At 67.1% G+C, this 23,541-nt stretch carries 24 protein-coding genes, 1 pseudogene and 1 riboswitch; of the genes and pseudogenes, 14 read left to right on the top strand and 11 right to left on the bottom strand.

What is annotated here, in order from left to right:
• Window positions 1–29: 29 nt before the first annotated feature.
• A complete protein-coding gene (locus G481_RS0121300; RefSeq protein ID WP_028031800.1) occupies window positions 30–959 on the top strand; it encodes a carbon-nitrogen hydrolase family protein in 930 nt (309 codons plus the stop codon).
• Complete coding sequence (locus tag G481_RS0121295; protein WP_028031799.1) at window positions 956–1,579, top strand: flavin reductase family protein; 624 nt, start codon at window positions 956–958, stop codon at window positions 1,577–1,579. Before G481_RS0121300 ends, G481_RS0121295 begins: the two co-directional genes overlap by 4 nt.
• Window positions 1,580–1,625: 46 nt before the next feature.
• Here G481_RS0121295 and G481_RS0121290 read toward each other — a convergent pair whose 3' ends face one another.
• Entirely contained in the window at window positions 1,626–2,648 is a 1,023-nt protein-coding gene (locus tag G481_RS0121290; RefSeq protein ID WP_028031798.1) for an NAD(P)/FAD-dependent oxidoreductase, read from the bottom strand.
• A gap of 105 nt (window positions 2,649–2,753) precedes the next feature.
• On the opposite strand from G481_RS0121290, the gene mnmC2 reads away from it, so the two are divergent.
• The 4 genes from mnmC2 to uvrB are packed head-to-tail and all read left to right on the top strand — an operon-like array spanning window position 2,754 to window position 7,412.
• Complete coding sequence (gene mnmC2 / locus G481_RS0121285) at window positions 2,754–3,422, top strand: tRNA (5-methylaminomethyl-2-thiouridine)(34)-methyltransferase MnmC2 (protein WP_035026905.1); 669 nt, start codon at window positions 2,754–2,756, stop codon at window positions 3,420–3,422.
• A gap of 1 nt (window position 3,423) precedes the next feature.
• Window positions 3,424–4,296: a DMT family transporter gene (locus G481_RS0121280; RefSeq protein ID WP_028031796.1), complete on the top strand. Its 873-nt coding sequence runs from the start codon at window positions 3,424–3,426 to the stop codon at window positions 4,294–4,296.
• 2 nt (window positions 4,297–4,298) lie between these two features.
• Window positions 4,299–5,174 (top strand): DMT family transporter, encoded by an 876-nt coding sequence (locus G481_RS0121275; protein ID WP_028031795.1) that lies wholly within the window; start codon window positions 4,299–4,301, stop codon window positions 5,172–5,174.
• Window positions 5,175–5,231: 57 nt separating this feature from the next.
• The gene (gene uvrB / locus G481_RS0121270; RefSeq protein ID WP_028031794.1) at window positions 5,232–7,412 is read left to right on the top strand and encodes an excinuclease ABC subunit UvrB; all 2,181 of its coding nucleotides are present in this window, start codon (window positions 5,232–5,234) and stop codon (window positions 7,410–7,412) included.
• A gap of 85 nt (window positions 7,413–7,497) precedes the next feature.
• On the opposite strand, the pseudogene G481_RS26805 reads toward uvrB, so the two are convergent.
• From G481_RS26805 to G481_RS24845, 3 genes and pseudogenes are all read right to left on the bottom strand, one after another.
• A pseudogene (locus tag G481_RS26805) lies at window positions 7,498–7,989 on the bottom strand (NYN domain-containing protein); the annotation flags it as partial.
• Between the two features lie 66 nt (window positions 7,990–8,055).
• A complete protein-coding gene (locus G481_RS0121260) occupies window positions 8,056–8,841 on the bottom strand; it encodes an SDR family NAD(P)-dependent oxidoreductase (protein ID WP_028031792.1) in 786 nt (261 codons plus the stop codon).
• Window positions 8,838–10,109 (bottom strand): acyl-CoA dehydrogenase family protein, encoded by a 1,272-nt coding sequence (locus G481_RS24845; protein ID WP_035026903.1) that lies wholly within the window; start codon window positions 10,107–10,109, stop codon window positions 8,838–8,840. The genes G481_RS0121260 and G481_RS24845 overlap by 4 nt, the downstream gene beginning before the upstream one ends.
• A 124-nt stretch (window positions 10,110–10,233) precedes the next feature.
• On the opposite strand from G481_RS24845, the gene G481_RS24840 reads away from it, so the two are divergent.
• The 3 genes from G481_RS24840 to G481_RS0121240 all read left to right on the top strand — a co-directional run bounded on the left by G481_RS24840 (window position 10,234) and on the right by G481_RS0121240 (window position 12,317).
• Window positions 10,234–11,238, top strand: a complete 1,005-nt coding sequence (locus tag G481_RS24840; RefSeq protein ID WP_245595024.1) for a phosphotransferase — start codon at window positions 10,234–10,236, stop codon at window positions 11,236–11,238.
• Window position 11,239: 1 nt separating this feature from the next.
• Entirely contained in the window at window positions 11,240–11,878 is a 639-nt protein-coding gene (locus G481_RS0121245) for a GntR family transcriptional regulator (protein ID WP_028031791.1), read from the top strand.
• A 136-nt stretch (window positions 11,879–12,014) separates the two neighbouring features.
• A complete protein-coding gene (locus G481_RS0121240) occupies window positions 12,015–12,317 on the top strand; it encodes an H-type lectin domain-containing protein (RefSeq protein ID WP_342666613.1) in 303 nt (100 codons plus the stop codon).
• Between the two features lie 91 nt (window positions 12,318–12,408).
• On the opposite strand, the gene G481_RS0121235 is transcribed toward G481_RS0121240, so the two are convergent.
• The 3 genes from G481_RS0121235 to G481_RS0121225 are packed head-to-tail and all read right to left on the bottom strand — an operon-like array spanning window position 12,409 to window position 14,260.
• Complete coding sequence (locus G481_RS0121235; RefSeq protein ID WP_028031789.1) at window positions 12,409–12,894, bottom strand: lipocalin/fatty acid-binding family protein; 486 nt, start codon at window positions 12,892–12,894, stop codon at window positions 12,409–12,411.
• On the bottom strand, window positions 12,882–13,217 hold the full coding sequence (locus G481_RS0121230) for a hypothetical protein (protein WP_028031788.1): 336 nt from the start codon (window positions 13,215–13,217) through the stop codon (window positions 12,882–12,884). Before G481_RS0121230 ends, G481_RS0121235 begins: the two co-directional genes overlap by 13 nt.
• The gene (locus tag G481_RS0121225; RefSeq protein ID WP_028031787.1) at window positions 13,217–14,260 is read right to left on the bottom strand and encodes an aldo/keto reductase; all 1,044 of its coding nucleotides are present in this window, start codon (window positions 14,258–14,260) and stop codon (window positions 13,217–13,219) included. Before G481_RS0121225 ends, G481_RS0121230 begins: the two co-directional genes overlap by 1 nt.
• A gap of 270 nt (window positions 14,261–14,530) precedes the next feature.
• Here G481_RS0121225 and fabF point away from each other — a divergent pair, with 270 nt between their 5' ends.
• From fabF to G481_RS0121210, 3 genes are read left to right on the top strand one after another with little or no spacing between them, the layout of a single operon-like run.
• Window positions 14,531–15,793 (top strand): beta-ketoacyl-ACP synthase II, encoded by a 1,263-nt coding sequence (gene fabF, locus G481_RS0121220; protein WP_028031786.1) that lies wholly within the window; start codon window positions 14,531–14,533, stop codon window positions 15,791–15,793.
• Complete coding sequence (mltG, locus tag G481_RS0121215; RefSeq protein WP_028031785.1) at window positions 15,793–16,962, top strand: endolytic transglycosylase MltG; 1,170 nt, start codon at window positions 15,793–15,795, stop codon at window positions 16,960–16,962. Before fabF ends, mltG begins: the two co-directional genes overlap by 1 nt.
• A gap of 1 nt (window position 16,963) precedes the next feature.
• Window positions 16,964–17,383, top strand: coding sequence for a cytidine deaminase (locus G481_RS0121210; RefSeq protein WP_028031784.1), 420 nt, complete (start codon window positions 16,964–16,966; stop codon window positions 17,381–17,383).
• A 12-nt stretch (window positions 17,384–17,395) separates the two neighbouring features.
• On the opposite strand, the gene trmB is transcribed toward G481_RS0121210, so the two are convergent.
• From trmB to G481_RS0121190, 4 genes are all read right to left on the bottom strand, one after another.
• Window positions 17,396–18,097 carry a tRNA (guanine(46)-N(7))-methyltransferase TrmB gene (trmB, locus tag G481_RS0121205; RefSeq protein ID WP_028031783.1) on the bottom strand — a complete coding sequence of 234 codons (702 nt, stop codon included), beginning with the start codon at window positions 18,095–18,097 and terminating at the stop codon, window positions 17,396–17,398.
• 110 nt (window positions 18,098–18,207) lie between these two features.
• Window positions 18,208–19,395, bottom strand: coding sequence for a methionine adenosyltransferase (gene metK, locus G481_RS0121200; protein WP_028031782.1), 1,188 nt, complete (start codon window positions 19,393–19,395; stop codon window positions 18,208–18,210).
• 7 nt (window positions 19,396–19,402) lie between these two features.
• Window positions 19,403–19,450: riboswitch (SAM-SAH riboswitch) on the bottom strand.
• Window positions 19,451–19,482: 32 nt separating this feature from the next.
• Window positions 19,483–20,958: an apolipoprotein N-acyltransferase gene (gene lnt / locus G481_RS0121195; RefSeq protein WP_028031781.1), complete on the bottom strand. Its 1,476-nt coding sequence runs from the start codon at window positions 20,956–20,958 to the stop codon at window positions 19,483–19,485.
• Between the two features lie 3 nt (window positions 20,959–20,961).
• The gene (locus tag G481_RS0121190; protein ID WP_028031780.1) at window positions 20,962–21,981 is read right to left on the bottom strand and encodes a ribose-phosphate pyrophosphokinase; all 1,020 of its coding nucleotides are present in this window, start codon (window positions 21,979–21,981) and stop codon (window positions 20,962–20,964) included.
• A 93-nt stretch (window positions 21,982–22,074) separates the two neighbouring features.
• Here G481_RS0121190 and G481_RS0121185 point away from each other — a divergent pair, with 93 nt between their 5' ends.
• Both G481_RS0121185 and G481_RS0121180 read left to right on the top strand, forming a co-directional pair.
• Window positions 22,075–22,671, top strand: a complete 597-nt coding sequence (locus G481_RS0121185) for a 2-hydroxychromene-2-carboxylate isomerase (protein ID WP_028031779.1) — start codon at window positions 22,075–22,077, stop codon at window positions 22,669–22,671.
• Window positions 22,671–23,501 carry an alpha/beta fold hydrolase gene (locus G481_RS0121180; protein WP_028031778.1) on the top strand — a complete coding sequence of 277 codons (831 nt, stop codon included), beginning with the start codon at window positions 22,671–22,673 and terminating at the stop codon, window positions 23,499–23,501. The genes G481_RS0121185 and G481_RS0121180 overlap by 1 nt, the downstream gene beginning before the upstream one ends.
• Window positions 23,502–23,541: the final 40 nt, after the last annotated feature.

The raw sequence follows: 23,541 nt of genomic DNA, 5'->3' as shown, positions 1-23,541 counted from the left end.
CTTCCCTTGCCGCAAAAGGACCGCCTGTCATGTCTGCCGCCTTCAAGGTCGCCGTCGCCCAGATCGCCTCATTGCCAGATGACAGTCTGGCCACCGCCGAAAAGGCCGCTGCCACCTTGCGCGAGGCAGCCGGGCAGGGCGCCCGGCTGGTGGTCTTCCCCGAGGCGCTGATCGGCGGCTATCCCAAGGGGGCGAGCTTTGGCGCTCCGATCGGGATGCGCAAGCCCGAGGGGCGCGAGGCCTTTGCCCGCTACCACGCGGCGGCCATCGACCTTGATGGCCCCGAGGTGGCCGTGATTGCCGAGGCAACGGCGGAAACCGGCGCCTTTGCCGTGATCGGCGTGATCGAGCGCGATGGCGGCACGGTCTATTGCACCGCGCTTTACTTCGATGGTGCCAAGGGGCTGGTCGGCAAGCACCGCAAGCTGATGCCCACAGCGGGCGAGCGGCTGATCTGGGGCTTTGGCGATGGCTCGACCATGCCGGTGTTCAAGACCGATTTCGGCACGATCGGTGCGGTGATCTGCTGGGAAAACTATATGCCGGCCCTGCGGATGCACATGTATCACCAGGGCGTCACCATCTATTGCGCCCCGACCGCCGATGACCGTGACACCTGGCTGGGCACCATGCAGCATATCGCGCTGGAGGGGCGGTGCTTCGTGCTGACCGCCTGCCAGCACATCACCCGTGCGGCCTATGCGGCGGATCACGAATCCGCGCTGGGGGATGCGCCGGATACCGTGATGATGCGGGGCGGATCGGCCATTGTCTCGCCTTTGGGCAAGGTGCTGGCTGGCCCCGATTTCAGCGGCGAGACGGTGCTGTATGCCACGCTTGACCCGGTGGACGTGGCGCGCGGCAAGTTCGATTTCGACTGCACGGGCCATTATGCCCGGCCCGACGTGTTCCAGCTGACAGTGGACACGCAACCCAAGAAGGCGGTGCGCGAAGCATGAGGTTCGATTACGACAAGCTCGCCCCCGGCATCGGCTACAAGCTGATGACGGCCACGATCACCCCGCGTCCGATTGCCTGGGTCTCGACCCTTGGCAAGTCGGGGGTGGTGAATGCCGCGCCCTACAGCTTTTTTAATGCGATGGGGCACACGCCGCCTACACTGGCGCTGGGGCTGCTGGCCGATCCGGTCAAGGGGTTCAAGGATACGGCGCGCAATATCCTTGATACCGGGGAATTCGTGGTCAACCTTGTGCCCGAACGTCTGGCCGAGGCGATGAACCTGACCTGCATCGATGCCCCGGCCGATGTGTCAGAGCTGGATGTCGCCCGGCTGACCCCGGCCCCCAGCACCCATATCCGCGCCCCGCGCATTGCCGAAAGCCCGGTCAGCTTTGAATGCACCACGCTGTCGGCCGTGGTTACCGGCCCGCAGCAGACGGTGGTGATCGGCCGCATTCTCGCGGTTCATATCGACGATCCCTATGTGACCAATGCCGAACGCGGGCATATCGACACGCCGGCGCTGGAGCTGATCGGGCGGATGCATGGGTCGGGCTGGTATGCCCGCACGCAGGACATGTTCCAGCTGGATCGTCCGGTCTGGCCGCCCAAGGGGTAAGAGCTGCCCTTTGACGGGCCTGGGGTCCCTTGGGGGATGGCGGGGTTTACCCCGCCATGCGCCAGGCATCAGGAATGCGGTCGGCCCCGTCCAGCACCCTGTCCATCAGCAGCCCTGCGGCCAGCGGGGCCATGGCAAAGCCGGTCTTGAACCCGCCATTCGCGATGAAATGGCCGGGTTTGCCGGGCCAGGCATCCAGCAGAACGGTGCGGCTGGCGGCGCGCGGACGCTCGCCCGCCCAGCGGGCCAGGATGGGCGCATCGCGCAAGGCGGGCAGCACCTCGACGGCACGGGCGTGCAGGGCGTCAAGCTGCGTGTCGGTGGCGTCGGCGCGGTCATAGTCGCGCTCGGATGTCGAACCTATGGCCGTCGTGCCGTCGGCGTGAAACACGATGTGCAGGCCAGGCGCATAAATCTGTGGCCAGTCGCGGGCATCGAAGGCCAGCGACAGCGCCTGCCCCTTTTCGCCCCGACCGACCGCGCGCCCCAGATCATTCGACAGATCGCGCAGACCGGCGGCCCCGGTCGCATGGATCACCGGCCCGCGGGCCGTGCCGCTGCGTTCCACCGTGCCGCCCTGGGCGCGGATCGCGGCGATCAGCGCGGCCAGGGCCATGCGGGGGTGCAGGCGGGCGGTCAGGGTATCTTCGGCGACCATGCCGGTCGGGCTGGTCGGATCGCCGGGGCGGTCTGCCGGACGGACGCGCCAGAGGGCCTGGCCTTGCCACAGGGTTTGCGCACCAGTCGCGCGGGCATGGGCCTGTTCGACGGCGCGGGCATCCGTGAGCGGTTGCACCCGGCCGCTGCGCAGATAGCCCGAGGGCAGGCCGGATGCCGCCTCGACCCCGGACCACCAGTCCGGCGCCATCAGCAGGGCCTGAAGCTGCAGCGCCTTGGCCGCCGCCCAGCCTTCGGGGGCGTGGGGGGCGAGTGCCCCGACCAGCCCGCCCGAGGCACCGGCGCCGGGACCATTCGGGTCGATCACCTGCACGCGGGCGCCGCGCCTTGCGGCCTCCCATGCGCAGGACAGGCCGAAGATGCCGGCGCCGAGGATGGTGATCTCGCTCATGCCTTGCCTTTGCGCTTGCGGGGGCCGAGAAGGGGGCGCTGCCCCCGGCCGCCGATGGCGGCCTCCCCCGGGGTATTTTGGAAAAGGCAAAGGGGCAAGGGCGCGATGGTCGCAGGAGACGGGCTGGAGTGGAAAGAGGGCGGGGTTCCGGTCTCGCAGCGCTTTGACGATCCGTATTTCTCGCTGGGCAACGGGCTGGCGGAAACGCGGCATGTGTTTCTGGATGGCAACGATCTGCCGGGCCGGTTCCGGCCGGGGTTCCATGTGGCCGAGCTGGGGTTCGGGACCGGGCTGAACATGCTGGCGGCGCTGATCTGCTGGCGGGCGGCCGGGGTTGCGGGGCCGCTGCGGTTCACCAGCTTCGAGGGCTATCCGCTGGCCGCGACCGATATTGCCCGCGCCTTGCAGGCCTTCCCCGAGGCCGAGGCGATTGCCGGCCCGTTCCTGGACCAGTGGGCCAGCGGCGCGCGGGTGATCCGCATGGAGGGGCTGGAGGCCGAGGTGATCGTGGGCGATGTGCGCGACACGCTGCCCGCCTGGCAGGGCCGCGCGGATGCCTGGTTCCTGGACGGCTTTTCCCCCGCCAAGAACCCCGAGATGTGGGGCGAGGCGCTGATGGCCGAGGTGGCGGCCCATACCGGCGCGCAGGGCAGCTTTGCCACCTATACGGCTGCGGGCCATGTGCGCCGGGCCTTGCAGGCGGCCGGCTTTCAGGTAGAGCGTCGCGCAGGATTTGGGCACAAGCGCCACATGAGCGTGGGCAGGCTGGGGTGACATGACCGCGCAAGACAACCGCGCAGGCATCTGGCTGATGATCGGCGCGGTGGCGGCCCTGACGGTGCAGGACGGGCTGTCGCGGCATCTGGCCGGCGAATATACCGTCTGGCAGACCATCATGATCCGCTACTGGTTCTTTGCCGGGTTCGTTCTGCTGCTGGCCTTGCGTCAGCCGCAGGGGTTGCGGGCCGCTGTCACCACGCGGCGGCCGGGGCTGAACCTGGCGCGGGCGGTGCTGCACATATCGGAGATCTGCCTGATCGTTGCCAGCTTCACGCTGATCGGGCTGATCAACACCCATGCGGTCTTTGCCGTCTGCCCGCTGCTGGTTGCGGCGCTGTCCGGCCCGGTGCTGGGCGAGCGGGTGGGGCTGGCGCGCTGGCTGGCGATCGGGGCGGGGTTTTGCGGCATCCTGATCATCTTGCGGCCGGGCAGCGATCTGTTCAGCCCGCTGGCGCTGCTGGCGCTGGGATCGGCGGCGCTGTTCGCGCTGTATTCCGTGCTGACCCGGTTGGCGACACGGGCCGAGCCCTCGTTCGTGGCCTTTTTCTGGTCCGGCATTCTGGGCGCCGTGCTGATGAGCGCGATCGGGATCTGGTTCTGGCAGCCGATGCCGCTGGAGGACTGGGGCCTGACGGTGGCAAATGGCGGCTTTGCCATTCTGGCGAACTGGCTGGTGATCCGCTGCTACACGCGGGCCGAGGCGAATGTGGTGCAGCCCTTTGCCTATCTGCAACTGGTGTTCGTCATGCTGATGGGGGTCGCCGTCTTTGGCGAGCCGCTGCAGCTGGCAACGCTGATCGGGGCCGCCGTCGTGGTGGGCGCGGGGCTGGTGACGCTGGTGCGGGTCGGCCGGACAAAGGGGGCCTGAGAATGGCGGTTCAGAACACGAAACTTGGCATCTGGCTGATGGTGGCCACCACGCTGGTCTTTGCCATTCAGGACGGGTTTTCCCGGCATCTGGCGGAAACCTACAATGTCTGGATGGTGGTGACCGTTCGGTACTGGTTCTTTGCCGCCTTTGTCATTGCGGTGGCCCTGCGCCATCCACAGGGGTTTCGGGCCGCGACGCGGTCGCAATTTCCGCGGCTGCAGGTCTTTCGCGGGGTGTTGCTGGCGTTTGAAATCTGCATCGCGGTGCTGGCCTTTGCCACGCTGGGGCTGGTCAATGCCCATGCGTTGTTCGCCGCCTATCCGCTGCTGATTGCCGCGCTGTCCGGCCCGGTGCTGGGCGAGCGGGTCGGCTGGCGGCGCTGGACGGCGATTGCCATCGGCTTTGTCGGTGTGCTGGTGATCTTGCGCCCCGGCTTTGCCGTCTTTGCGCCCGAGGCGCTGATCGCCATCTTTGCCGCGCTGCTGTTTGCGCTGTATGGGTTGCTGACCCGCTATGTCGGGCAAAAGGACAGTGCCTCGGTCTCGCTGTTCTGGGCGGGTGTGGCGGGCACCGTGGTGCTGACGCCCATCGGGATCCTGTTCTGGGAACCGATGCTGCCGCGCGACTGGGCCTTCATGGCGGTGATCTGCTGCACCGGCATCTTCAGCCACTGGCTGATGATCCGCGCCTATGAGGTGGCCGAGGCCAGCGCGATCCAGCCCTTCGCCTATCTGCAGCTGGTCTTCGTGTCGATCATCGGCGTGACGGTGTTCAACGAGGTGATCGCGCCGAACGTGTTCATCGGGGCGCTGATCGTGGTGGGGGCCGGCGTGTTCACCATCTGGCGCAGCGGGCGGGTGGCCAAGCGGGGCTGACCCCCTTGCACGTGAACAAAATGTGACCAACTCTAGGGGCGACCAAGGGAATCACCCATGCCCCATAACAACACCAACATGCCCGTCCTGCGCCCCGACGTGCTGACCCGCCCCAAGCTGGAAGGCGGGAAGCGGTTCGTGATGCATACGCCGTTCAAGCCGGCGGGCGACCAGCCCACGGCGATTGCCGAACTGGCCGCAGGCGTCACCGCGGGCGAGCAGAACCAGGTTCTGCTGGGCGCCACCGGCACCGGCAAGACCTTTACCATGGCCAAGGTGATCGAGGAAACGCAGCGCCCTGCCATCATCCTGGCGCCCAACAAGACGCTGGCGGCGCAGCTTTACGGCGAGTTCAAGGGGTTCTTTCCCGACAACTCGGTCGAATATTTCGTGTCCTATTACGACTATTACCAGCCCGAGGCCTATGTGCCGCGGACGGACACCTATATCGAGAAAGAATCCCAGATCAATGAACAGATCGACCGGATGCGCCACTCGGCCACCCGGGCGCTGCTGGAACGGGACGATGTGATCATCGTCGCCTCGGTCAGCTGCATCTACGGCATCGGCTCGGTCGAGACCTATTCGGCGATGACGCAGGATCTGAAGGTCGGCGGCCTTTATGACCAGCGCGAGTTCATCCGCGAGCTGGTTGCCCAGCAATACAAGCGCAACGAGGCCGCGTTCCAGCGCGGCATGTTCCGCGTGCGCGGCGATGTCATCGAGATGTGGCCGGCCCACCTTGAGGATCGGGCCTGGCGGTTTTCGTTCTTTGGCGAAGAGCTGGAGGCGATCACCGAATTCGATCCGCTGACCGGCGCGAAAACCGACACGTTCGAGCAGATCCGCATCTATGCGAACAGCCACTATGTGACCCCGCGCCCGACGCTGCAACAGGCCATCAAGGGCATCAAGCTGGAGCTGCACCAGCGGCTCAAGCAGCTCAATGACGAAGGCAAGCTGCTGGAAGCACAGCGGCTGGAACAGCGCACCAACTTTGACCTAGAGATGCTCGAGGCGACAGGCGTGTGCAGCGGGATCGAGAATTATTCGCGCTATCTGACCGGCCGTGCGCCGGGCGAGCCGCCGCCAACTCTGTTCGAATTCATCCCCGACAATGCGATTGTCTTTGCCGATGAATCCCACGTCACCGTGCCGCAGATCGGCGCGATGTATCGGGGCGACTATCGGCGCAAGTTCACGCTGGCCGAACACGGGTTCCGCCTGCCCAGCTGCATGGACAACCGCCCGCTCAAGTTCGAGGAATGGGACGCGATGCGCCCGCAGTCGGTGTTTGTCTCGGCCACTCCGGCCAAGTGGGAGATGGAGCAGGCCGGCGGCGTCTTTGCCGAACAGGTGATCCGCCCCACTGGCCTTCTGGACCCCGAGGTCGAGATCCGCCCGGTCAAGACTCAGGTCGATGATGTGCTGGACGAAATCCGCCAGGTTGCCGCGCGCGGGCTGCGGGTGCTGGTCACCACGCTGACCAAGCGCATGGCCGAGGATCTGACCGAATATCTGCACGAACAGGGCATTCGCATCCGCTATATGCACAGCGACATCGACACGATCGAGCGGATCGAGATCCTGCGCGATCTGCGCCTTGGGGCGTTCGACGTGCTGGTCGGCATCAACCTGCTGCGCGAGGGGCTGGACATTCCCGAATGCGGGCTGGTCGCCATTCTGGATGCCGACAAGGAAGGGTTCCTGCGGTCGGAAACCTCGCTGATCCAGACCATCGGCCGGGCGGCGCGCAATGCCGAAGGGCGGGTGATCATGTATGCCGACAGGATCACCGGCAGCATGGAACGCGCGATTGCCGAAACCAACCGCCGGCGCGAAAAGCAGATGGCCTACAACCAGTTGCACGGCATCACCCCCGAGACGGTGAAGAAGAACGTCGAGGATGTGCTGGCAGGCCTGTGGCAAGGCGATACCGATCAGTCCCGCATCACCACCAAGGTGGACAAGCCGATGGTGGGTCAGAACCTTGCCGCGCATCTCGATGCGCTGCGGGTGCAGATGCGCAAGTCCGCCGAGAACCTGGAATTCGAGGAAGCCGCCCGCCTGCGCGACGAAATCAAGCGGCTGGAGGCGGTGGAGCTTGCCGTTTCCGACGACCCGCTTGCCCGGCAGTCTGCTGTCGAGGAAGCTGTGGAAGAGGCGCAGAAGATGAAGGGCCGCTCGACCGCCGGCCGTCCTGGCCAGCGCGGCGGCGTGAAGAAGCGCCGGAACTAGAGGCGGGGTCCAGCACGACCTGGCCATCTTCGATCCGGCCCGGAACCAGCAGGCCGCCCAAGGCCAGATGCGGATAGGTTGCGTGCCAGTCGCGGTAGCGATCGTTCGTGACGATCCGCAACCGCTCGCGCATGGCCATCGACAGGATCATGGGGTCGGCCGGCGTGCCGCGTTTCGCCACATGCACGGCGTCGTGTGGCAGGCCGATCCTGCCGGCCATGTCGCGCGCGTTCATGTAGCGCCCGTCGATCAGGTGGCCGATATTGGCGTCGAACCAGATCACCGGCGCATAGCCTTGCGCCTTCAGTGCCTGCAGCACCATGGTGATGGTTGCCGGATCCGGGGTGTTGTCGGCCCAATACAGAACGTTCGAGCCATCGACCAGAATCCGCTTGCGTGGCAGGCGCAGTGCGGGTGCGCGGGCGCGGGCGATCCAGGCCCGCAGCAGCAGCCCGCCGGCGGCCAGCGCCGCCAGCACCGCGACCGGGGCCAGATCGGGATGCAGCGGCGTTCCGGGCAGCCGGGCCGCTGCGGCGATCAGCGCGGAAAGGGCAAGCAGGGCAAGTGGCGCGTACATCGGGGACTCGTCAATGTGGCATCCCGTTGGGGATGCCACGGCAATGGGGCCAAAGTTGGGCCGGTGCTACGCCCCCGCCGGGCGCGGTGCAAAGGGGTGGCTGGTGCTTAGCCCGCCATCCACCGCGATGACCTGCCCGTTGACATAGCTGGCCGCGTCCGAGGCCAGGAAGGCCACCGCTTCGGCGATCTCGGGCGGCTCGCCCGACCGGCGCAGCGGGTTCAGCTGGCCGATCTTGCCTTCGCGCCCGCGGGATCGGGCGGCGTCGAACAGCATTTGCGTCATGCCGGTTTCCACCAGCCCCGGCGCGACCGCGTTCACCCGGATCCCGGTGCCCGACAGCAGTTGCGCGCAGGTCTGCACCAGGTTGATGACCCCGGCCTTGGACGCCGAATAGGCGATACCCCCCGCCCCCGCGCGCATCCCGGCGACCGAGGCGGTGCAGATGATCGACCCGCCCCGCGTCATGTGCGGCACCGCCGCGCGGATCGCCAGCCACGGCCCGATCAGGTTGATCCGCAGCGTTTCGGCAAAGGCCTCTGGCCCCTCGTCGAACGAGGGGGCAAAGGCGCCCAGGATCCCGGCATTGGCATGAACGATGTCCAGCTGTCCGAAATCGCGCATCGCCTGCGCGACAAAGGCAGTCACGCCCTTTTCCGTCGCGCAGTCGGCCTGCACCGCATCGGCGCGCCCGCCGCGTGCGGCGATCAGCGCGGCGGTGTCGATCACCTCGGGCGCGCGGTCCACGGCCAGAACGGCGGCCCCCCGTTCGGCCAGCAACAATGCGCTGGCCCGCCCGATCCCGCCCGCCGCGCCGGTGACGATGGCGACCTTGCCATGCAGCGCGCTCATGCCGAAAGCGCCGGGTTGCGGCCAAGCCGGGTGACATGCGGCGCCCAGCCGGGATGGTTGAGGCCCTGACGCTTCTTCAGTTCCAGCCGTGCCAGCTGATCGCGGTGCACCTCGTCGGGCCCGTCGGCCAGCCGCAGCACCCGCGCCCCGGCATAGGCGATGGCCGTGCCGAAATCGTTGCTGGTGCCGCCACCGCCAAAGACCTGGATGGCCCAGTCGGCGACCTGACAGGCCATGTTCGGCACGGCGACCTTGATCATGGCGATCTCGGCCTTGGCTTCCTTGTTGCCGACCGTGTCCATCCGGTGCGCGGCGTGCAGGGTCAGCAGGCGGCACTGGTCGATCAGGATGCGCGCATTGGCGATCCGCTCGCGCGTGACGCCCTGATCGGCGACCTTCTTGCCAAAGGCGACGCGTTGCAGGGCGCGGTCGCACATGCCTTCCAGCATCCGCTCGGCCAGACCGATCGAGCGCATGCAATGGTGGATGCGCCCCGGCCCCAGACGGCCCTGCGCGATCTCGAACCCGCGCCCTTCGCCCAACAGCATGTTGCTGGCCGGCACGCGGACGTTTTCGAACACCACTTCCGAGGCCCGGTCCGGCACGCCGTAATAGCCGAAGATCGGCAGCGACCGCAGGACGGTAATGCCGGGCGTGTCCATCGGGACAAGGATCATGGATTGCTGGCGATAGCGGTCGGGATTCGACGGGTCGGTCTTGCCCATGAAGATGCAGATCTTCGTCGCCGGGTTGCTGGCGCCGGTCGTATACCATTTGTGGGCGTTGATGACATAATCGTCACCGTCGCGCCGGATCTCGGCCTGGATGTTGGTGGCATCCGACGAGGCGACATCGGGCTCGGTCATCGCAAAGCAGGACCGGATTTCCCCGGCCAGCAGCGGCTTCAGCCAACGGTCCTTGTGCGCGTCGGTGCCGTAGCGTTCCAGCACCTCCATGTTGCCGGTGTCGGGGGCGTTGCAGTTGAACACCTCGGGCGCCAGCAACGAGCGGCCCATGATCTCGCACAGATGGCCATATTCCACATTGGTCAGCCCGGCGCCCCGATCCGATTCGGGCAGGAACAGGTTCCACAATCCGGCGGCCCTGGCCTTGGGCTTTAGCTCTTCGATAACCGGATAGGTGGAGAATGGCCCCAACTCCTCGGCCTCACGATAGAATCGCGCCTCGTTGGGGTAGATGTGTTCTTCCATGAAGGCGGTCAGCCGGGCCGACAGGTCGATCACGCGGGCGGATTTTTCTGGGATCATGGCAAGTCCTCCTGCAGGCAGCCTAGCGAAAGGTATTGCATCTGACAAGATCGTCTGACGATATGACTTGACGACAAGTTGTCTCATCTGCATCCTGCAGCCAGGCTGACGGGGAGGAATGTGTATGGCCGAGGCAGACCTGGCGACATGGATGGCGCAGCATGTGCCTGGCTTTGAGGGGCCGCTGACATTGACGCGCCTGTCGGGCGGGCAATCGAACCCGACGTGGCGGGTGGAAACGCCTGGCCGGCGCTATGTGCTGCGGCAAAAGCCGGTCGGCAAGGTGCTGCCCTCGGCCCATGCGGTGGACCGGGAATACCGGGTGATGACCGCGCTGCAGTCGACGGATGTGCCGGTGCCCCGGATGATCGCGCTGTGCGAGGACGAGGCGGTCATGGGCAGCATGTTCTTTGTCATGGAACATGTCGAGGGCCGTGTCCTTTACGACCCGCGCCTGCCCGACCAGACACCCGAGGAACGCGCGGCGATCTTTGACAGCATGAATGCAGCCATCGCGGCGATTTCCATGGTCGATCCGCTGGCGGTGGGGCTGGGGGATTACGGCCGTCAGGGCGGCTATGTGGAACGTCAGGTCTCGCGCTGGACCAAGCAGTATCGCGCCAGCGAGACGCGCAAGATCCCGGCGATGGATGCGCTGATCGACTGGTTGCCGCAGCACCTGCCCACGACGCCCGAGGAAGTGCGGATCGCGCATGGCGATTTCCGGCTGGACAACCTGATCTTGCACCCGACCGAGCCGCGCGTTCTGGCGGTGGTCGACTGGGAGCTGTCGACGCTGGGCTGCCCCTATGCCGATTTCGCCTATAACGTCATGGCCTGGCGCATCTCGCCCGATCTGTTCCGGGGCATCGGCGGCGTGCCGCTGGCAGGCACCGGCATTCCCGACGAGGACGCCTATATCGACGCATGGTGCCGGCGCACGGGACGGCAGCGGCCGGCGAACTTCGATTTCTACGTCATCCTCAGCCTGTTCCGCATTGCCGCCATTCTGCAGGGCATCGCGCGGCGTGCCCTGGACGGGACCGCGGCCAGCGCCGAGGCGGTCGAGGTTGGCGCCAAGGCCGAGCCGCTGGCGCAGATCGCCTGGGACATGGCGCAAAAGGCCTGAGATGAGCGACAGGCGCCCCTCTGGTCCCGAGGCGCTGGCGCGGGACATCCTGTATGGGCTGGCCGAGGGACGGTTCGTTCCCGGCCAGCGTCTGGCCGAGCCTGACCTGATGGCGCGCTATGACGTGGGCCGCAGCACGGTGCGCGAGGCGCTGGGGCGCCTGGCCTCGGACGGGCTGGTCGAGATCGTGCCGCATCGGGGCGCCGCGATCCGGCGGCTGACCCGGCGCGAGGCGGCCGATGTGCTGCGCGTGGCGGCGGCGCTGCTGTCGCTGGCGGCCCGTCAGGCGGCCGAGGCGGTGGCGGCCGGGGCCAGCGCAGAGGATCTGGTGCAGGCCGAGGCCGAGTATGCTGCCGCCTCGGGTCCGCTGCGGCAACGGGCGCGCGGGCGCTATTACCGCGCGCTGGCCGCGCTTGCAGGAAACCGCGAGGTGATGCGGCTCTTGCCCTCGATCCAGGTGCCGCTGGTACGGGCGCAGATGCGCGACCATGCGGGGGCCAGCCCGCCGGGCCATGCAGCGCTGGTCGCGGCCGTCTGCGCCGGCGATGCCGCTGCGGCGGATCAGGCCGCGCGTCAGCAGCTGGACCAGCTCTTGAGCCAGCTGCCCGACCTGCCCGAGGCGCTGTTCGCCCGAAACTGAGGCGATGGACGCAGGTTTTTCCTTTTCCTGCCCGAGTTTGGCCTTCATGAGGGTAAACTGTACCCGATGACAACTTGATCGGCCCCGTATGAAACGCATCGCCCCCCATTCCGTCGGCCTGGATCAGGGTTCGCGGATGATGTTCACCGACTTCACCCATGATGGCCCGATGTGGACCGGCTCTGGCCCGCGCGAAAGCCGTCAGGCGGTGAGCTTTGCCGAACCCTTTGCCGCGCCGCCTGCGGTGATGGTGGGGATTTCGCTGTGGGATGCCGACGGCCGGACCAACCTGCGCGCCGATATTGCGGCCGAGAATGTCACCGAGTCCGGGTTCGATCTGGTGTTCCGCACCTGGGCCGATACGCGCATCGCCCGCATCCGGGCAGACTGGACCGCCATCGGCGCGGTGCGCGACGAGGATATGTGGGATCTGGACTGACCGGGCGGCTCCCGCCCGTCGGTCGCGGCGCAGGCGCCGCTCCTCCCGTTGGGGGGGGGGGGGGCCGGGCCTGCGGCCCGGTGTGCGGCGATCAGCGTAGCCGCGCCACGTCGAAGCCGTTGAAATCCAGCACCTCGCGCGCGGCCTTCAGCCGGTCCGGGGCAATGCGCCCGCGATCGAGCACCACGGCGAAGCGGCCCGAGGGCGGCGCCAGAACAAGCGTGCGGTCGCCGTGGTCGGCCCAGATCACCCACCAATCCTCGGCCTGGCCCGAGAGCGCAAGACGGCCCGGACCCGAGGGCACGGCGCGGGCAGAGATGCGCCGCGCAACACCGGCCTGGCACAGGGTGCCAGCAAGCCGCAGGGCGGCGCCTTCGGGGCGAACCGACAGGGTTCCAGGCGCACAGGCCGGCGTTCCCGCCGGGGCCAGATGCGCGGCCTCGTGCCAGGTGCCGGACATGCGGCTGAAGTCGTAGCCGGCGATCGAGCGCACGGGAACAGCGGGGTTGCGCAGCGACTGCACCGCGGGTGCCGCGCAGGCGGCCAACAGCAGGGCCAGCACGATCAGTCGCGGCACAGCGTTGCCCTGCGTCCATCGTTCATCAGGATCTCGTTGCAGCCGAACAGCGGCCGCACCGGCGAGCAGGTGCCGCTGCGCGCCAGGCAATCGCCCTCGCAATCGCCCGACGTGCGGCATTGCTTGCCCGAATCCGTCGTGTCGTGAATGCAGGTCATCGCATTGGCGATGCCTGCCTTGACCATCCGCCCGCCCGTGCGCGTGCAGTCCCGTGTCGCCAGCTCCAGCGGGTCGGGCAGCAGCGGCTCCGCCTTTGGCCCGGCCTCTTCCCGGCAGGCGGCAAGGGCCAGGGCGGCCAGCAGAACCAGCCCCGCGCGGCGCATCAGAACGGCATCGGATGCTGGCGCCGGGTGGCGGCGATGTCGGCCAGCACCTCGTCGGACAGCACCATGCCGGCCGCGCCAAGATTGGTGCGCAGCTGTGCTAGGGTCGTGGCGCCGATGATCGGGATGGTCGGCACGGCGCGCGAGCGGGTGAAGGCCAGCGCCATCTGGCACGGATCCAGCCCGTGATCGGCCGCAACGCCCAGATAGGCGGCGACAGCCGGGAACACCTGCGGGGTGATCCGCCCGCCCAGATCGGGGGTCGCCATGCGGCGGGTGTTGTCGGGGGTCACATCGCCCGCATACTTGCCGCTGAGCAGCCCGGCCGCCAGCGGGGAAAAGGCCAGCAGCGTCACATCCTCGTTGTGGCACAGCTCGGCCATGTCGGTATCGAAGTGGCGGCAGAGCAGCGAATATTCGTTCTGCACCGAGGCCACACGCGGCCAGCCGTTCAGATCGGCCAGACGCAGCCATTGCGCGGTGCCCCAGGCGCTTTCGTTCGACAGGCCAAAGGCGCGGATCTTGCCTTCGGTCACCAGCTTGCCGGCCTCGGCCAGCACGTCCTGCATATGGGCAATGGTGGCGGCGCGGTCCTGCGCTGTCGGGTCAAACGACCAGTTGCGGCGGAAATGGTAGCTGCCCCGGTTGGGCCAGTGCAGCTGATAAAGGTCGATCACATCGGTGTTCAGGCGGCGCAGCGATTGTTCTACGCAGGACCGCAGCGCAGCCGCGGTGATGGGCGCCCCGTCGCGCACCTGATCGTGGCCGATGCCGGTGATCTTGGTGGCAATGATCCAGTCATCGCGCCGCTTGCGGCTGGCCAGCCAGCTGCCGACGATTTCCTCCGTCCGTCCCACGGTTTGCGCCCGCACCGGGTTTGTCGGATACATCTCGGCGGTGTCGAGGAAATTCACCCCGTGATCGAGCGCCATGTCCATCTGGTCATGGCCTTCGGCCTCGGTGTTCTGGCTGCCCCATGTCATCGTGCCCAGGCACAGCTCACTGACCTGGAGGCCGGTCCGCCCCAGCGGAAGTTTCTGCATCGGTCTCTCCTTTGTTCCGGCAAAGACTAGTCACAGGGGCGCCGGGGGCAAGGGGGGAGTTGGACGGATCGAGCAAACGTGGGGGGCGCGAGGGGGGCTTTGCCCCCATGGCGAGGGCAGGGAGGATGGCAACGGCAGCGCCGCCCCCCAGGATATTTGTATCAAGGCGAAGGGCGGCAAGCCGCCTGCAAACATGGCACAATGTTGCGCTGGCGGGGGCGCGCGTGTATCAGCTTTCGCGATAGGCGGAACGTCCATGAGGAGACAGGCATGCGTCGGGTAGTGGTCACGGGGCTGGGAATGGTCACACCGCTGGCTTGCGGGGTGGAAGAAACCTGGTCGCGGCTGCTGGCGGGGCAATCGGGGGCGGGCCCGATCACGCGGTTCGACGCCTCGAACGTCGTGACGAAATATGCCTGCGAGATCCCGTTTGGCGATGGCACGAACGGCACCTTCAATCCGGACGACTGGATGGAGCCGAAGGACCGCCGCAAGGTGGATGATTTCATCCTCTATGGCATGGCAGCCGCCACTCAGGCCGTGAAGGATTCGGGCTGGCAACCGGCCACCGACGAGGAATTCGAGCGCACGGGCGTGATGATCGGCTCGGGCATCGGCGGGTTGACCTCGATTGCCGAAACGGCCGTTCTGATCAAGGAAAAGGGGCCGAAGCGCGTTTCGCCCTTCTTCATTCCAGGGGCGCTGATCAACCTGATCTCGGGTCAGGTGTCCATTCGCTTTGGCTTCAAGGGACCGAACCATGCGGTGGTGACCGCCTGCTCGACCGGCGCCCATGCGATTGGCGATGCGGCGCGGCTGATCATGATCGGCGATGCCGATGTGATGGTGGCGGGCGGCGCGGAATCGCCGATCTCGGAAATCGGCATTGCCGGGTTCAACGCCTGCAAGGCGCTGTCCACCAAGCGCGAGGCTGACCCCGCCAAGGCCAGCCGCCCCTATGATGCCGACCGTGACGGTTTCGTCATGGGCGAAGGCGCGGGCGTTGTCGTGCTGGAAGAATACGAACACGCCAAGGCGCGCGGCGCCAAGATTTATGCCGAGGTGCTGGGCTATGGCCTGTCGGGCGATGCCTATCACATCACCGCGCCGTCCGAAGATGGCGATGGCGGATTCCGCAGCATGAAGGCTGCGCTGGCCCGGGCCGGGATCACCCCGGACAAGGTGGATTACATCAACGCCCACGGCACCAGCACGATGGCCGATACGATCGAACTTGGCGCGGTCGAACGGCTGATGGGCGATGCGGCGGCGGGTGCGACCATGTCGTCGACCAAATCCAGCATTGGCCACCTGCTGGGCGCGGCCGGGGCGGTCGAGGCGATCTTCTGCGTGCTGGCGATCCGCGATCAGGTGGCGCCGCCGACCATCAACCTGGACAACCCGGCGGTCGAGCCCAAGCTGGATCTGGCGCCGAACAAGGCCGTGAAGCGCAAGATCGACATTGCCCTGTCGAACTCGTTCGGCTTTGGCGGCACCAATGCCAGCCTGGTTCTGGGCAAGGTTCGCGACTGATGTGGAAGGCCGTTGCCTCGAACGCGCTGACGCTGTTCATTGTGGTGCTGATCGCGCTGGCGGGGCTGCTGGCCTGGGGCAAGCGGCAATATGACGGGCCGGGTCCGCTGGAAACCGCGATCTGCTTCCGGGTCGAGCGCGGGGCCTCGTTCGCGGCGGTCAGCCGGGCGCTGGAATCGCAGGGCGCGATCAGCGATGCGCGGATTTTCCGGATCGGGGCGGATTACAGCGGCAAGGCACAGGGGCTGAAGTTCGGATCCTATCTGATCCAGCCGGGCACCAGCATGGATGCCATCGTCGATCAGCTGACCCGCGGCGGGCAATCGACCTGCGGGGCCGAAATCAACTATCGCATCGGCGTCACGGTGGCCGATGTGGTCCTGCGCGAATTGGACCCGGCGACCCAGCGTTATGTCGAGGTGGTCAAGTTCGACCCGGCCGCAACCGAGGCCCCGGCAGAATACACCAAGGCAGTTGCCGACCCCGGCATCCGCTTTCGTGTGACCCTGGCCGAAGGCACAACGGTGTGGCAGGCGGCCGAGGCGATGAAGCGCATCGACATCATGGCCGGCGAGGTTGGCCCGCTGCCGCCCGAAGGCACGCTGGCCCCCGACAGCTACGAGATCGTCAAGGGCGAGGACCGCGCGGAGCTGCTGGCCGAAATGCAGGGCCGCCAGACCCGGCTGCTGGCCGATCTGTGGGCGGCGCGGGCCGAGGGCCTGCCTTACAAGACCCCCGAAGAGGCGCTGGTCATGGCCTCGATCGTCGAAAAGGAAACCGGCGTTCCCGAAGAGCGCGGCACGGTGGCCAGCGTCTTCATCAACCGCCTCAAGGCCGGGATGAAGCTGCAGACCGACCCGGCGGTGATCTATGGCGTGACCAAGGGGCAGGGGGTGCTGGGGCGCGGGCTGCGGCAGTCGGAGTTGCGGGCGGCGACGCCCTGGAACACCTATGTCATCGACGGGTTGCCGCCGACGCCCATCGCGAACCCTGGCCGCGCCAGCATCGAGGCCACGCTGAACCCGCCGGCTACGCCCTATCTGTTCTTTGTGGCCGATGGATCAGGCGGTCATGCCTTTGCCGAGACGCTGGCGGCGCATAATGCCAACGTGGCAAAGTGGCGCCAGATCGAGGCGGATCGGGCGAAGCAGCAGCCCACGGGGAACTGACATGGCATTGCACGGCACAGATCAGGACGACAATGACCTTCTCGAGGCCGCGCGCGCCGCGATCCGCCAGCGCTATCGGCTGGACTGGCATGTGGTCGGCGCTGCGCTGCGGCTGAAATCGGGCCAGATCGTCACCGGGGTCAACATGGCCGCCAATGTCGGCCGGATCGCGGTTTGCGCCGAGTCCATCGCCTTGGGGCGGGCGGTGACGGAACATGGCTCGGCAGAGGTCGAGCGCATCGTCGCAGTCTATCATCTGCCAGACGGAAACACGCCGGTCATCGCCCCGTGCGGCATGTGCCGCGAGATGCTTTCGGACTATGCGCCCGCCGCGCAGGTCCTGATGCCGGATGGCCCATGTGGCTGCACGCCGGTGCCGATCCAGAGCTTGCTGCCAGGCAAATACCGCCGGCCGACCTAGCGCGACACCGCGCTAGCCGTTGCGGCGGAAGGTCAGATAGTGCGGCTCACGCCCTTCGCGCAGGGCCTTTTGTTCATAGCGGGTCGAGATCCAGTCGTCCCAGGCCTCGCCCGGGCCGGCCTGGCGTTCCAGCGTGAAGCCGGCGGGGGGCACCTCTTCCAGTGTCTGGCGGACATAATCGGGAATGTCGGTCGCGACGCGGAATTCGGCGCCTGGTGCGGTGACGCGGGCCAGCGGCAGCAGGTAATCGGGATTCACGAACCGGCGGCGGTGATGCCGCGCCTTGGGCCAGGGGTCGGGGTAGTTCAGGAACACCCTGGACAGGCAGGCATCGGGCAGCACGTCGAACAGCTCGCGCACATCCGCCGGGTGGATCGCAAGGTTCGTCACGCCCGCCGCACGGATCTTGCCCAGCAGCATGGCGATGCCGTTGACGAAGGGCTCGCAGCCGATCAGCCGGATCCCGGGATTGCGGGCGGCCATGTGGACCATATGTTCGCCCCCGCCAAAGCCGACCTCGAGCCACAGCGGGCCGGTGCCGGGAAAGGCGGTCGCCAGATCGAGCGGGGCGCGATCGGGATTATCCTCGCGCGAGACGCCGCAGAGGCGCAGGCGGTCGAGATCCTCGGCCAGATAGGTCTTTTGCGAGGCGCGCAGGGTCTTGCCGTGGGTGCGGCCATAGAAATTGCGGCGGGGGGTATCGGGGTTGGTCATGTGGATCGCCTTTGGGGGAGGAGGCGGGGGACCAGTCCCCCACGCCCCCTGCTCAAGGGGGGCCTTGCCCCCCTTGAGAAACCCCCAGGATATTTGGGGACAGATGAAGGTCAGACGGCCTTTTTCAGCGCCTCGATCAGGTCGGTGCGTTCCCAGCTGAAGCCGCCATCCGCCTCGGGGGCGCGGCCGAAGTGGCCATAGGCCGAGGTGCGCGAATAGATCGGGCGGTTCAGGCCAAGATGGGTGCGGATGCCCTGCGGCGTCAGGTCCATCGAGGCCATGACCGCCTTTTCGATCACCTCGTCCGGGACAACGCCGGTGCTGTGGGTGTCGATATAGATCGACTGGGGCTCTGCGATGCCGATGGCATAGGACAGCTGCAGCGTGCAGCGTTCGGCCAGACCGGCGGCCACCACGTTCTTGGCCAGGTAGCGCGCGGCATAGGCGGCCGAGCGGTCAACCTTGGTCGGATCCTTGCCCGAGAAGGCGCCGCCACCATGGGGCGCCGCGCCGCCATAGGTATCTACGATGATCTTGCGCCCGGTCAGGCCGGCGTCGCCATCAGGGCCTCCGATCACAAAGGTGCCCGTCGGGTTGACGTGCCAGACGGTTTTCTTGGTGATCCAGCCTTCGGGCAGAACCTCGCGGATATAGGGTTCGACGATGGCGCGGATGTCCTTGGACTTCTGCTTCTTGCTGACATGCTGATGCGAGAGCACGATCGAGGTGACCTCGACCGGCTTGCCATCGGCATAGCGCACCGACAGCTGCGACTTGGCGTCGGGCAGCAGGGTGGGTTCGGCGCCGGATTTGCGCGCCTCGGCCAGACGGCGCAGGATCGCATGGGCATACTGGATCGGCGCGGGCATCAGCGCCTCGGTCTCGCGGCAGGCATAGCCGAACATGATGCCCTGATCGCCGGCACCTTCGGCCTTGCCCTTCTTGTCGTTCGCATCGACGCCCTGGGCGATATGGGCCGATTGCTTGTGCAGGTGGTTCTGGACCTTGACGGTTTCCCAGTGGAATTTCTTCTGCTCATAGCCGATGTCGCGGATGCACTCGCGCACGATGCCATCGACGCGGCCCAGCATCTCTTTCAGCTTGTCCTTGTCGGACAGGCCAACCTCGCCGCCGACGACGACGCGGCCGGTGGTCGCAAAGGTCTCGCAAGCAACGCGGGCGTGGGGCTCGACAGTCAGGAACGCATCAAGGACGGCGTCGGAGATGCGGTCGCAGACCTTGTCGGGATGACCTTCCGAAACGCTTTCGGAAGTGAAGACGTAGTTCTTGCGGGACATGAAAGGGTGCTCCATTGGGGTATGCCGTCACGCCAGGAAGCCGTTGTGACGGTCAGTCGCCGCGCATACAATGCCCTGCGGTCAGGGTCAATGTTTGACGGATCTGCGGCACAAAAGCAGCAGGAACCCCAGCAGCCAGGCCACGACAGATGGCCAGCGCCCCAGCCCGGCATAGGGTGTCGCGGGCAGCGCGCCGGGCAGGGCAACATCGAGCAGCCCCATCCGGTTGAGGCCAAGTTCTGCCACCACGCCCCCCCGGCCGTCGATCACTGCCGAGACGCCGGTATTGGCAACCCGCACCAGCGGCAGGCCGTTTTCGACAGCGCGCAGGCGGGCAAGGGCAAGGTGCTGGAATGGCCCGGCATCATCGCCGAACCAGGCATCGTTGGTGATCTGCAACAGCCAGTCCGGCCGGGCGACAGCGCGCTGGAAATACGGAAAGACCGCCTCGTAGCAGATCAGCGGCTGAACGGTGCCAAGGCCGGGCAGGTCCAGCAGGCGCGGGCCAGGGCCGGGGGAATAGCCAAAGCCCTCGCGCGGGGAAAAGCTGAAGATGCCCAGCCAGTCGGCCATCTGATCGCCCAAGGGGACATATTCGCCAAAGGGCACCAGATGGGCCTTGTCATAGACGGCACGGATCTGCGGCGCGCCCTGGGCATCGGGGCCGATCACGGCCAGCGAATTATAGCCGCGCAGCCCTTCGGTGCGCTGGATGCCAAGCGCGACAGGCGTTCCGCCCGAGGCTGACAGGATGGCACGCAGACCGCCCCGGTCGTCATTGAGCAGGAAGGGGACCGAGGTTTCCGGCCAGACGATCAGGTCGGGCTGGCGCTCGGCCGGGGCGGCGGTCAGGTCGATATGGCGGTCGAAGAATTCGCGCGCATGGTCCGGCTGCCATTTCAGCAGCTGGTCGGCATTGGGCTGCACAAGGCGGATCACCGGGCCGGGCGGGGCAGGCAGGGGCTGGCCAAGGCGCCACTGCCCCCAGCCCCAGACAGCCGCCAGCAGCGCCGCCGCAGCGCCCAGACCGCGCAGGCGGGCCATCACCGGCAGCAGCGCCAGCCCCAGCGTCAGCAGCGTCAGCCCGCCCGCCCCGGCCAGCGCCGCAAGTTGCATCGGCGCCAGCGTCAGCCAGATATGCCCCGGCATCGCCCAGGGAAAGCCGGTCAGCACGGCGCCCCGTGCGGCCTCGGCCCCCGCCAGCGCAAGCGCAAAGGCCAGCGCGCGGGGGCGGAAGAACGCCGAGACCAGCCCCGCCGCGCCCCAGAACAGCGCCAGCCCGCCCGCCATCAGCACCAGCGCATAGGGCGCCATCCAGGCATCGCGCACGGCGTCGATCTGAAAGGGTTCGGTGATCCAGTGCAGGGCCAGCAGGAAATGCGCGGTTCCGAACAGCCAGCCACGCGCCGCGGCCTGCCAGCGCGTCAGTGCCCCGGCCACCAGCCAGATTGCCGCAGAATAGCCAGGCAGCGCCAGCCACCACAGCGCCCATGGAACCTGCCCCAGCGCCGCCGCCAGCCCGGCGACGGCGGCCAGCATCAGCCCGCCCCAACGCCCGGTCATGGCTTACGGCCGGGGATAGAGCCCCTCATAGATCGGCTGCAAGGTCTCGGTCTCGAACAGCGAGGACACGGAATTGCCGTTCCAGATGTTCAGGATCGCCTGGGCAAAGATCGGCGCGGTCGGCACGATGCGGATGTTCGGCGCAGCGTTCACGGCGGCCGAGGGCTCGATCGAATCGGTGATGACCAGCGATTTCATGCGCGATTTCGTCACCCGTTCCACCGCCGGGCCGGACAGGACGCCATGGGTGATATAGGCGTGCACCTCTGCCGCGCCGTTGTCCAGCAGCAGATCGGCTGCCTTGACCAGTGTGCCGGCAGTGTCGCAGATGTCATCGACGATGATGCAGGTCTGGCCTTCAACATCGCCGATCACCGTCATCTCGGCAATCTCGCCGGCCTTTTCGCGGCGCTTGTCCACGATGGCCAGCGCGCAGCCGATGCGCTTGGCCAGCTCGCGCGCGCGGGCCACACCGCCCACATCGGGCGAGACGATGGTCACATTGTCCAGCCGGCCACGGAAGTGATGTTCCACATCCATCGCAAAGATCGGCGCGGCGTAAAGGTTGTCGACCGGAATGTCGAAAAAGCCCTGAATCTGCGCGGCGTGCAGATCCATCGTCAGCACGCGGTCCACGCCCGCCTCGGTCAGCAGGTTCGCGACCAGTTTGGCGGAAATCGGCGTGCGGGCCTTGGCGCGGCGGTCCTGCCGGGCATAGCCGAAATAGGGGATCACCGCCGTGATGCGATCGGCCGAAGACCGGCGCAGCGCATCGGTGATGATCAGCAGCTCCATCAGGTTGTCATTGGCCGGGTTCGAGGTCGGCTGGATGATGTACATGTCCTCGCCGCGGACATTGTCATAGACCTCGACATAGACTTCCTGATCGTTGAAGCGCTCGACGCGCGCGTTCAGCAGGTTGACGGACATGCCCCGGTGCATCGACATCCGACGGGCAATCGCGCTGGCGAGCGACTTGTTGGCATTCCCGGCAATAAGCTTGGGTTCGGTCATCACGGGCATGGGACAGTCCTTGCACAGGGGATTCGGGGCGTTGACACCGCTTATCACCCGACTAGGGTCCAGCGAAACCCTCTGGAAACCGGGAAAGTCGCCATGCCGCAGATCGACTATTATTTCACGCCTGTCTCGCCCTGGTGCTATCTGGCGGGCGACCGGCTGGAGCGTATTGCCGCAAAGCATGGCGCGACCATCCGCTATCTGCCGTTCGACACGCCGGGGATCTTTCCGCGCACCGGGGGCAAGGTACTGGCGGAACGGCACGAAAGCCGCAAGGCCTATCGGCTTCAGGATCTGCGGCGCACGGCAGCCAAGCTGGGCATGAAGATCGATCTTCAGCCGCCGTTCTTCCCGACGAACCCCGCGCCTGCCAGCTATGCGATCATCGCGGCGCAAAATGCCGGCGGCGGCGATCTGCCGGGTCTGGTGCAGGGCTTCATGCGCGCCTGCTGGGCCGAGGGCAAGAACATCGCCGAGGACGAGGTGATCCGCGACCAGTTGTCGCGTCACGGCTTTGACCCGGCGCTGGCCGACAAGGGCCTGTTCACCGGCGCCGAGACCTATGCCCGCAATCTCGAGGATGCCGTTGCGGCCGGGGTGTTCGGCGCCCCGTTCTACATCGTCGAAGGCGAGCGGTTCTGGGGCCAGGACCGGCTGGAGGATCTGGATCTTCACCTGTCGGGACAGCTTTGATGAAAACCGAACTCGTCGGGGGCCACCCGACCCATCTGCGCACCCTTGGGGGCGGGGCGCGGCCAGTTCTGGCGCTGCATTGCTCGCTGGCCCATGGCGGGGCCTGGGTGCCGATGGCGGCGCATCTGGGCGATGCGGCCACGCTGACCGCGCCCGACCTGCCGGGCCATGGCCACAGCGCCGACTGGCCGGCCGGCGGGTCGATGCATGACACGGCGGCGGCGGTGGCGCAGGCGCTGGCCGAGCGGATCGGCGGCGGCGCGCCGGTGGACATTCTGGGCCATTCCTTTGGTGGCACGGTCGCCCTGCGGCTGGCCATGCAGCGCCCCGATCTGGTGCGCAGCCTGACCCTGTTCGAGCCGGTGCTGTTCTCGGCCGCCCGTGCCATCGGTGCGGCCGAGGCGCGCGTCTGGGCCGACAAGCAGGAACAGTTCCGCGCCCTTCTGGCCCAGGGCAAGCCGCACGAGGCGACGGCGCTGTTCCATGCCGACTGGGGCAATGGCACGCCGCTGGACGATCTGCCGGAAACCCAGCGCCGCTATATCGTCGAGCGGATCGGCGTGATCGACGCGGCAAGGGATGTGGTCGAGGATGACCGCCTGGGCCTGGTCGCCCCTGGCCGGCTGGACTCGCTGGCCGTGCCGGTGCTGCTGGCCGAGGGCAGCACCTCGCCCGGCATCATCCATGCGATCAACGATGCGCTGTCGGCCCGCATTCCAGGCGTGCAGCGGGTGGTGATCGACGGGGCGGGGCACATGTTGCCGATTACCCATGCGGGCGTTCTGGCCCCGATGGTGCGCGCGCACCTGGGGTTGCCAGAACGGGGCTAAGGCATCAGGCCTTTGCGCTTGCGGCCCGTTGGGGTCGCAG

Source organism: Gemmobacter nectariphilus DSM 15620 (genome assembly GCF_000429765.1).
In the GTDB taxonomy this organism is placed as follows: Bacteria; Pseudomonadota; Alphaproteobacteria; order Rhodobacterales; family Rhodobacteraceae; genus Wagnerdoeblera; species Wagnerdoeblera nectariphila.
This window is presented reverse-complemented; position numbering and strand designations above follow the sequence as displayed.

Excerpts from the sequence above, each read along its gene's own strand:
- G481_RS24845 (WP_035026903.1), bottom strand. The coding sequence starts at position 10,109 with ATGATCCCAGAAAAATCCGCCCGCGTGATCGACCTGTCGGCCCGGCTG.
- G481_RS0121185 (WP_028031779.1), top strand. The coding sequence starts at position 22,075 with ATGCCGCAGATCGACTATTATTTCACGCCTGTCTCGCCCTGGTGCTAT.
- G481_RS0121300 (WP_028031800.1), top strand. The coding sequence starts at position 30 with ATGTCTGCCGCCTTCAAGGTCGCCGTCGCCCAGATCGCCTCATTGCCA.
- mnmC2 (WP_035026905.1), top strand. The coding sequence starts at position 2,754 with ATGGTCGCAGGAGACGGGCTGGAGTGGAAAGAGGGCGGGGTTCCGGTC.
- fabF (WP_028031786.1), top strand. The coding sequence starts at position 14,531 with ATGCGTCGGGTAGTGGTCACGGGGCTGGGAATGGTCACACCGCTGGCT.
- G481_RS0121295 (WP_028031799.1), top strand. The coding sequence starts at position 956 with ATGAGGTTCGATTACGACAAGCTCGCCCCCGGCATCGGCTACAAGCTG.
- G481_RS0121180 (WP_028031778.1), top strand. The coding sequence starts at position 22,671 with ATGAAAACCGAACTCGTCGGGGGCCACCCGACCCATCTGCGCACCCTT.
- G481_RS0121240 (WP_342666613.1), top strand. The coding sequence starts at position 12,015 with ATGATGTTCACCGACTTCACCCATGATGGCCCGATGTGGACCGGCTCT.
- G481_RS0121225 (WP_028031787.1), bottom strand. The coding sequence starts at position 14,260 with ATGCAGAAACTTCCGCTGGGGCGGACCGGCCTCCAGGTCAGTGAGCTG.
- G481_RS24840 (WP_245595024.1), top strand. The coding sequence starts at position 10,234 with ATGGCCGAGGCAGACCTGGCGACATGGATGGCGCAGCATGTGCCTGGC.
- G481_RS0121245 (WP_028031791.1), top strand. The coding sequence starts at position 11,240 with ATGAGCGACAGGCGCCCCTCTGGTCCCGAGGCGCTGGCGCGGGACATC.
- G481_RS0121275 (WP_028031795.1), top strand. The coding sequence starts at position 4,299 with ATGGCGGTTCAGAACACGAAACTTGGCATCTGGCTGATGGTGGCCACC.
- metK (WP_028031782.1), bottom strand. The coding sequence starts at position 19,395 with ATGTCCCGCAAGAACTACGTCTTCACTTCCGAAAGCGTTTCGGAAGGT.
- lnt (WP_028031781.1), bottom strand. The coding sequence starts at position 20,958 with ATGACCGGGCGTTGGGGCGGGCTGATGCTGGCCGCCGTCGCCGGGCTG.
- G481_RS0121290 (WP_028031798.1), bottom strand. The coding sequence starts at position 2,648 with ATGAGCGAGATCACCATCCTCGGCGCCGGCATCTTCGGCCTGTCCTGC.
- G481_RS0121280 (WP_028031796.1), top strand. The coding sequence starts at position 3,424 with ATGACCGCGCAAGACAACCGCGCAGGCATCTGGCTGATGATCGGCGCG.
- trmB (WP_028031783.1), bottom strand. The coding sequence starts at position 18,097 with ATGACCAACCCCGATACCCCCCGCCGCAATTTCTATGGCCGCACCCAC.
- uvrB (WP_028031794.1), top strand. The coding sequence starts at position 5,232 with ATGCCCCATAACAACACCAACATGCCCGTCCTGCGCCCCGACGTGCTG.
- G481_RS0121210 (WP_028031784.1), top strand. The coding sequence starts at position 16,964 with ATGGCATTGCACGGCACAGATCAGGACGACAATGACCTTCTCGAGGCC.
- mltG (WP_028031785.1), top strand. The coding sequence starts at position 15,793 with ATGTGGAAGGCCGTTGCCTCGAACGCGCTGACGCTGTTCATTGTGGTG.
- G481_RS0121260 (WP_028031792.1), bottom strand. The coding sequence starts at position 8,841 with ATGAGCGCGCTGCATGGCAAGGTCGCCATCGTCACCGGCGCGGCGGGC.
- G481_RS0121190 (WP_028031780.1), bottom strand. The coding sequence starts at position 21,981 with ATGCCCGTGATGACCGAACCCAAGCTTATTGCCGGGAATGCCAACAAG.
- G481_RS0121230 (WP_028031788.1), bottom strand. The coding sequence starts at position 13,217 with ATGCGCCGCGCGGGGCTGGTTCTGCTGGCCGCCCTGGCCCTTGCCGCC.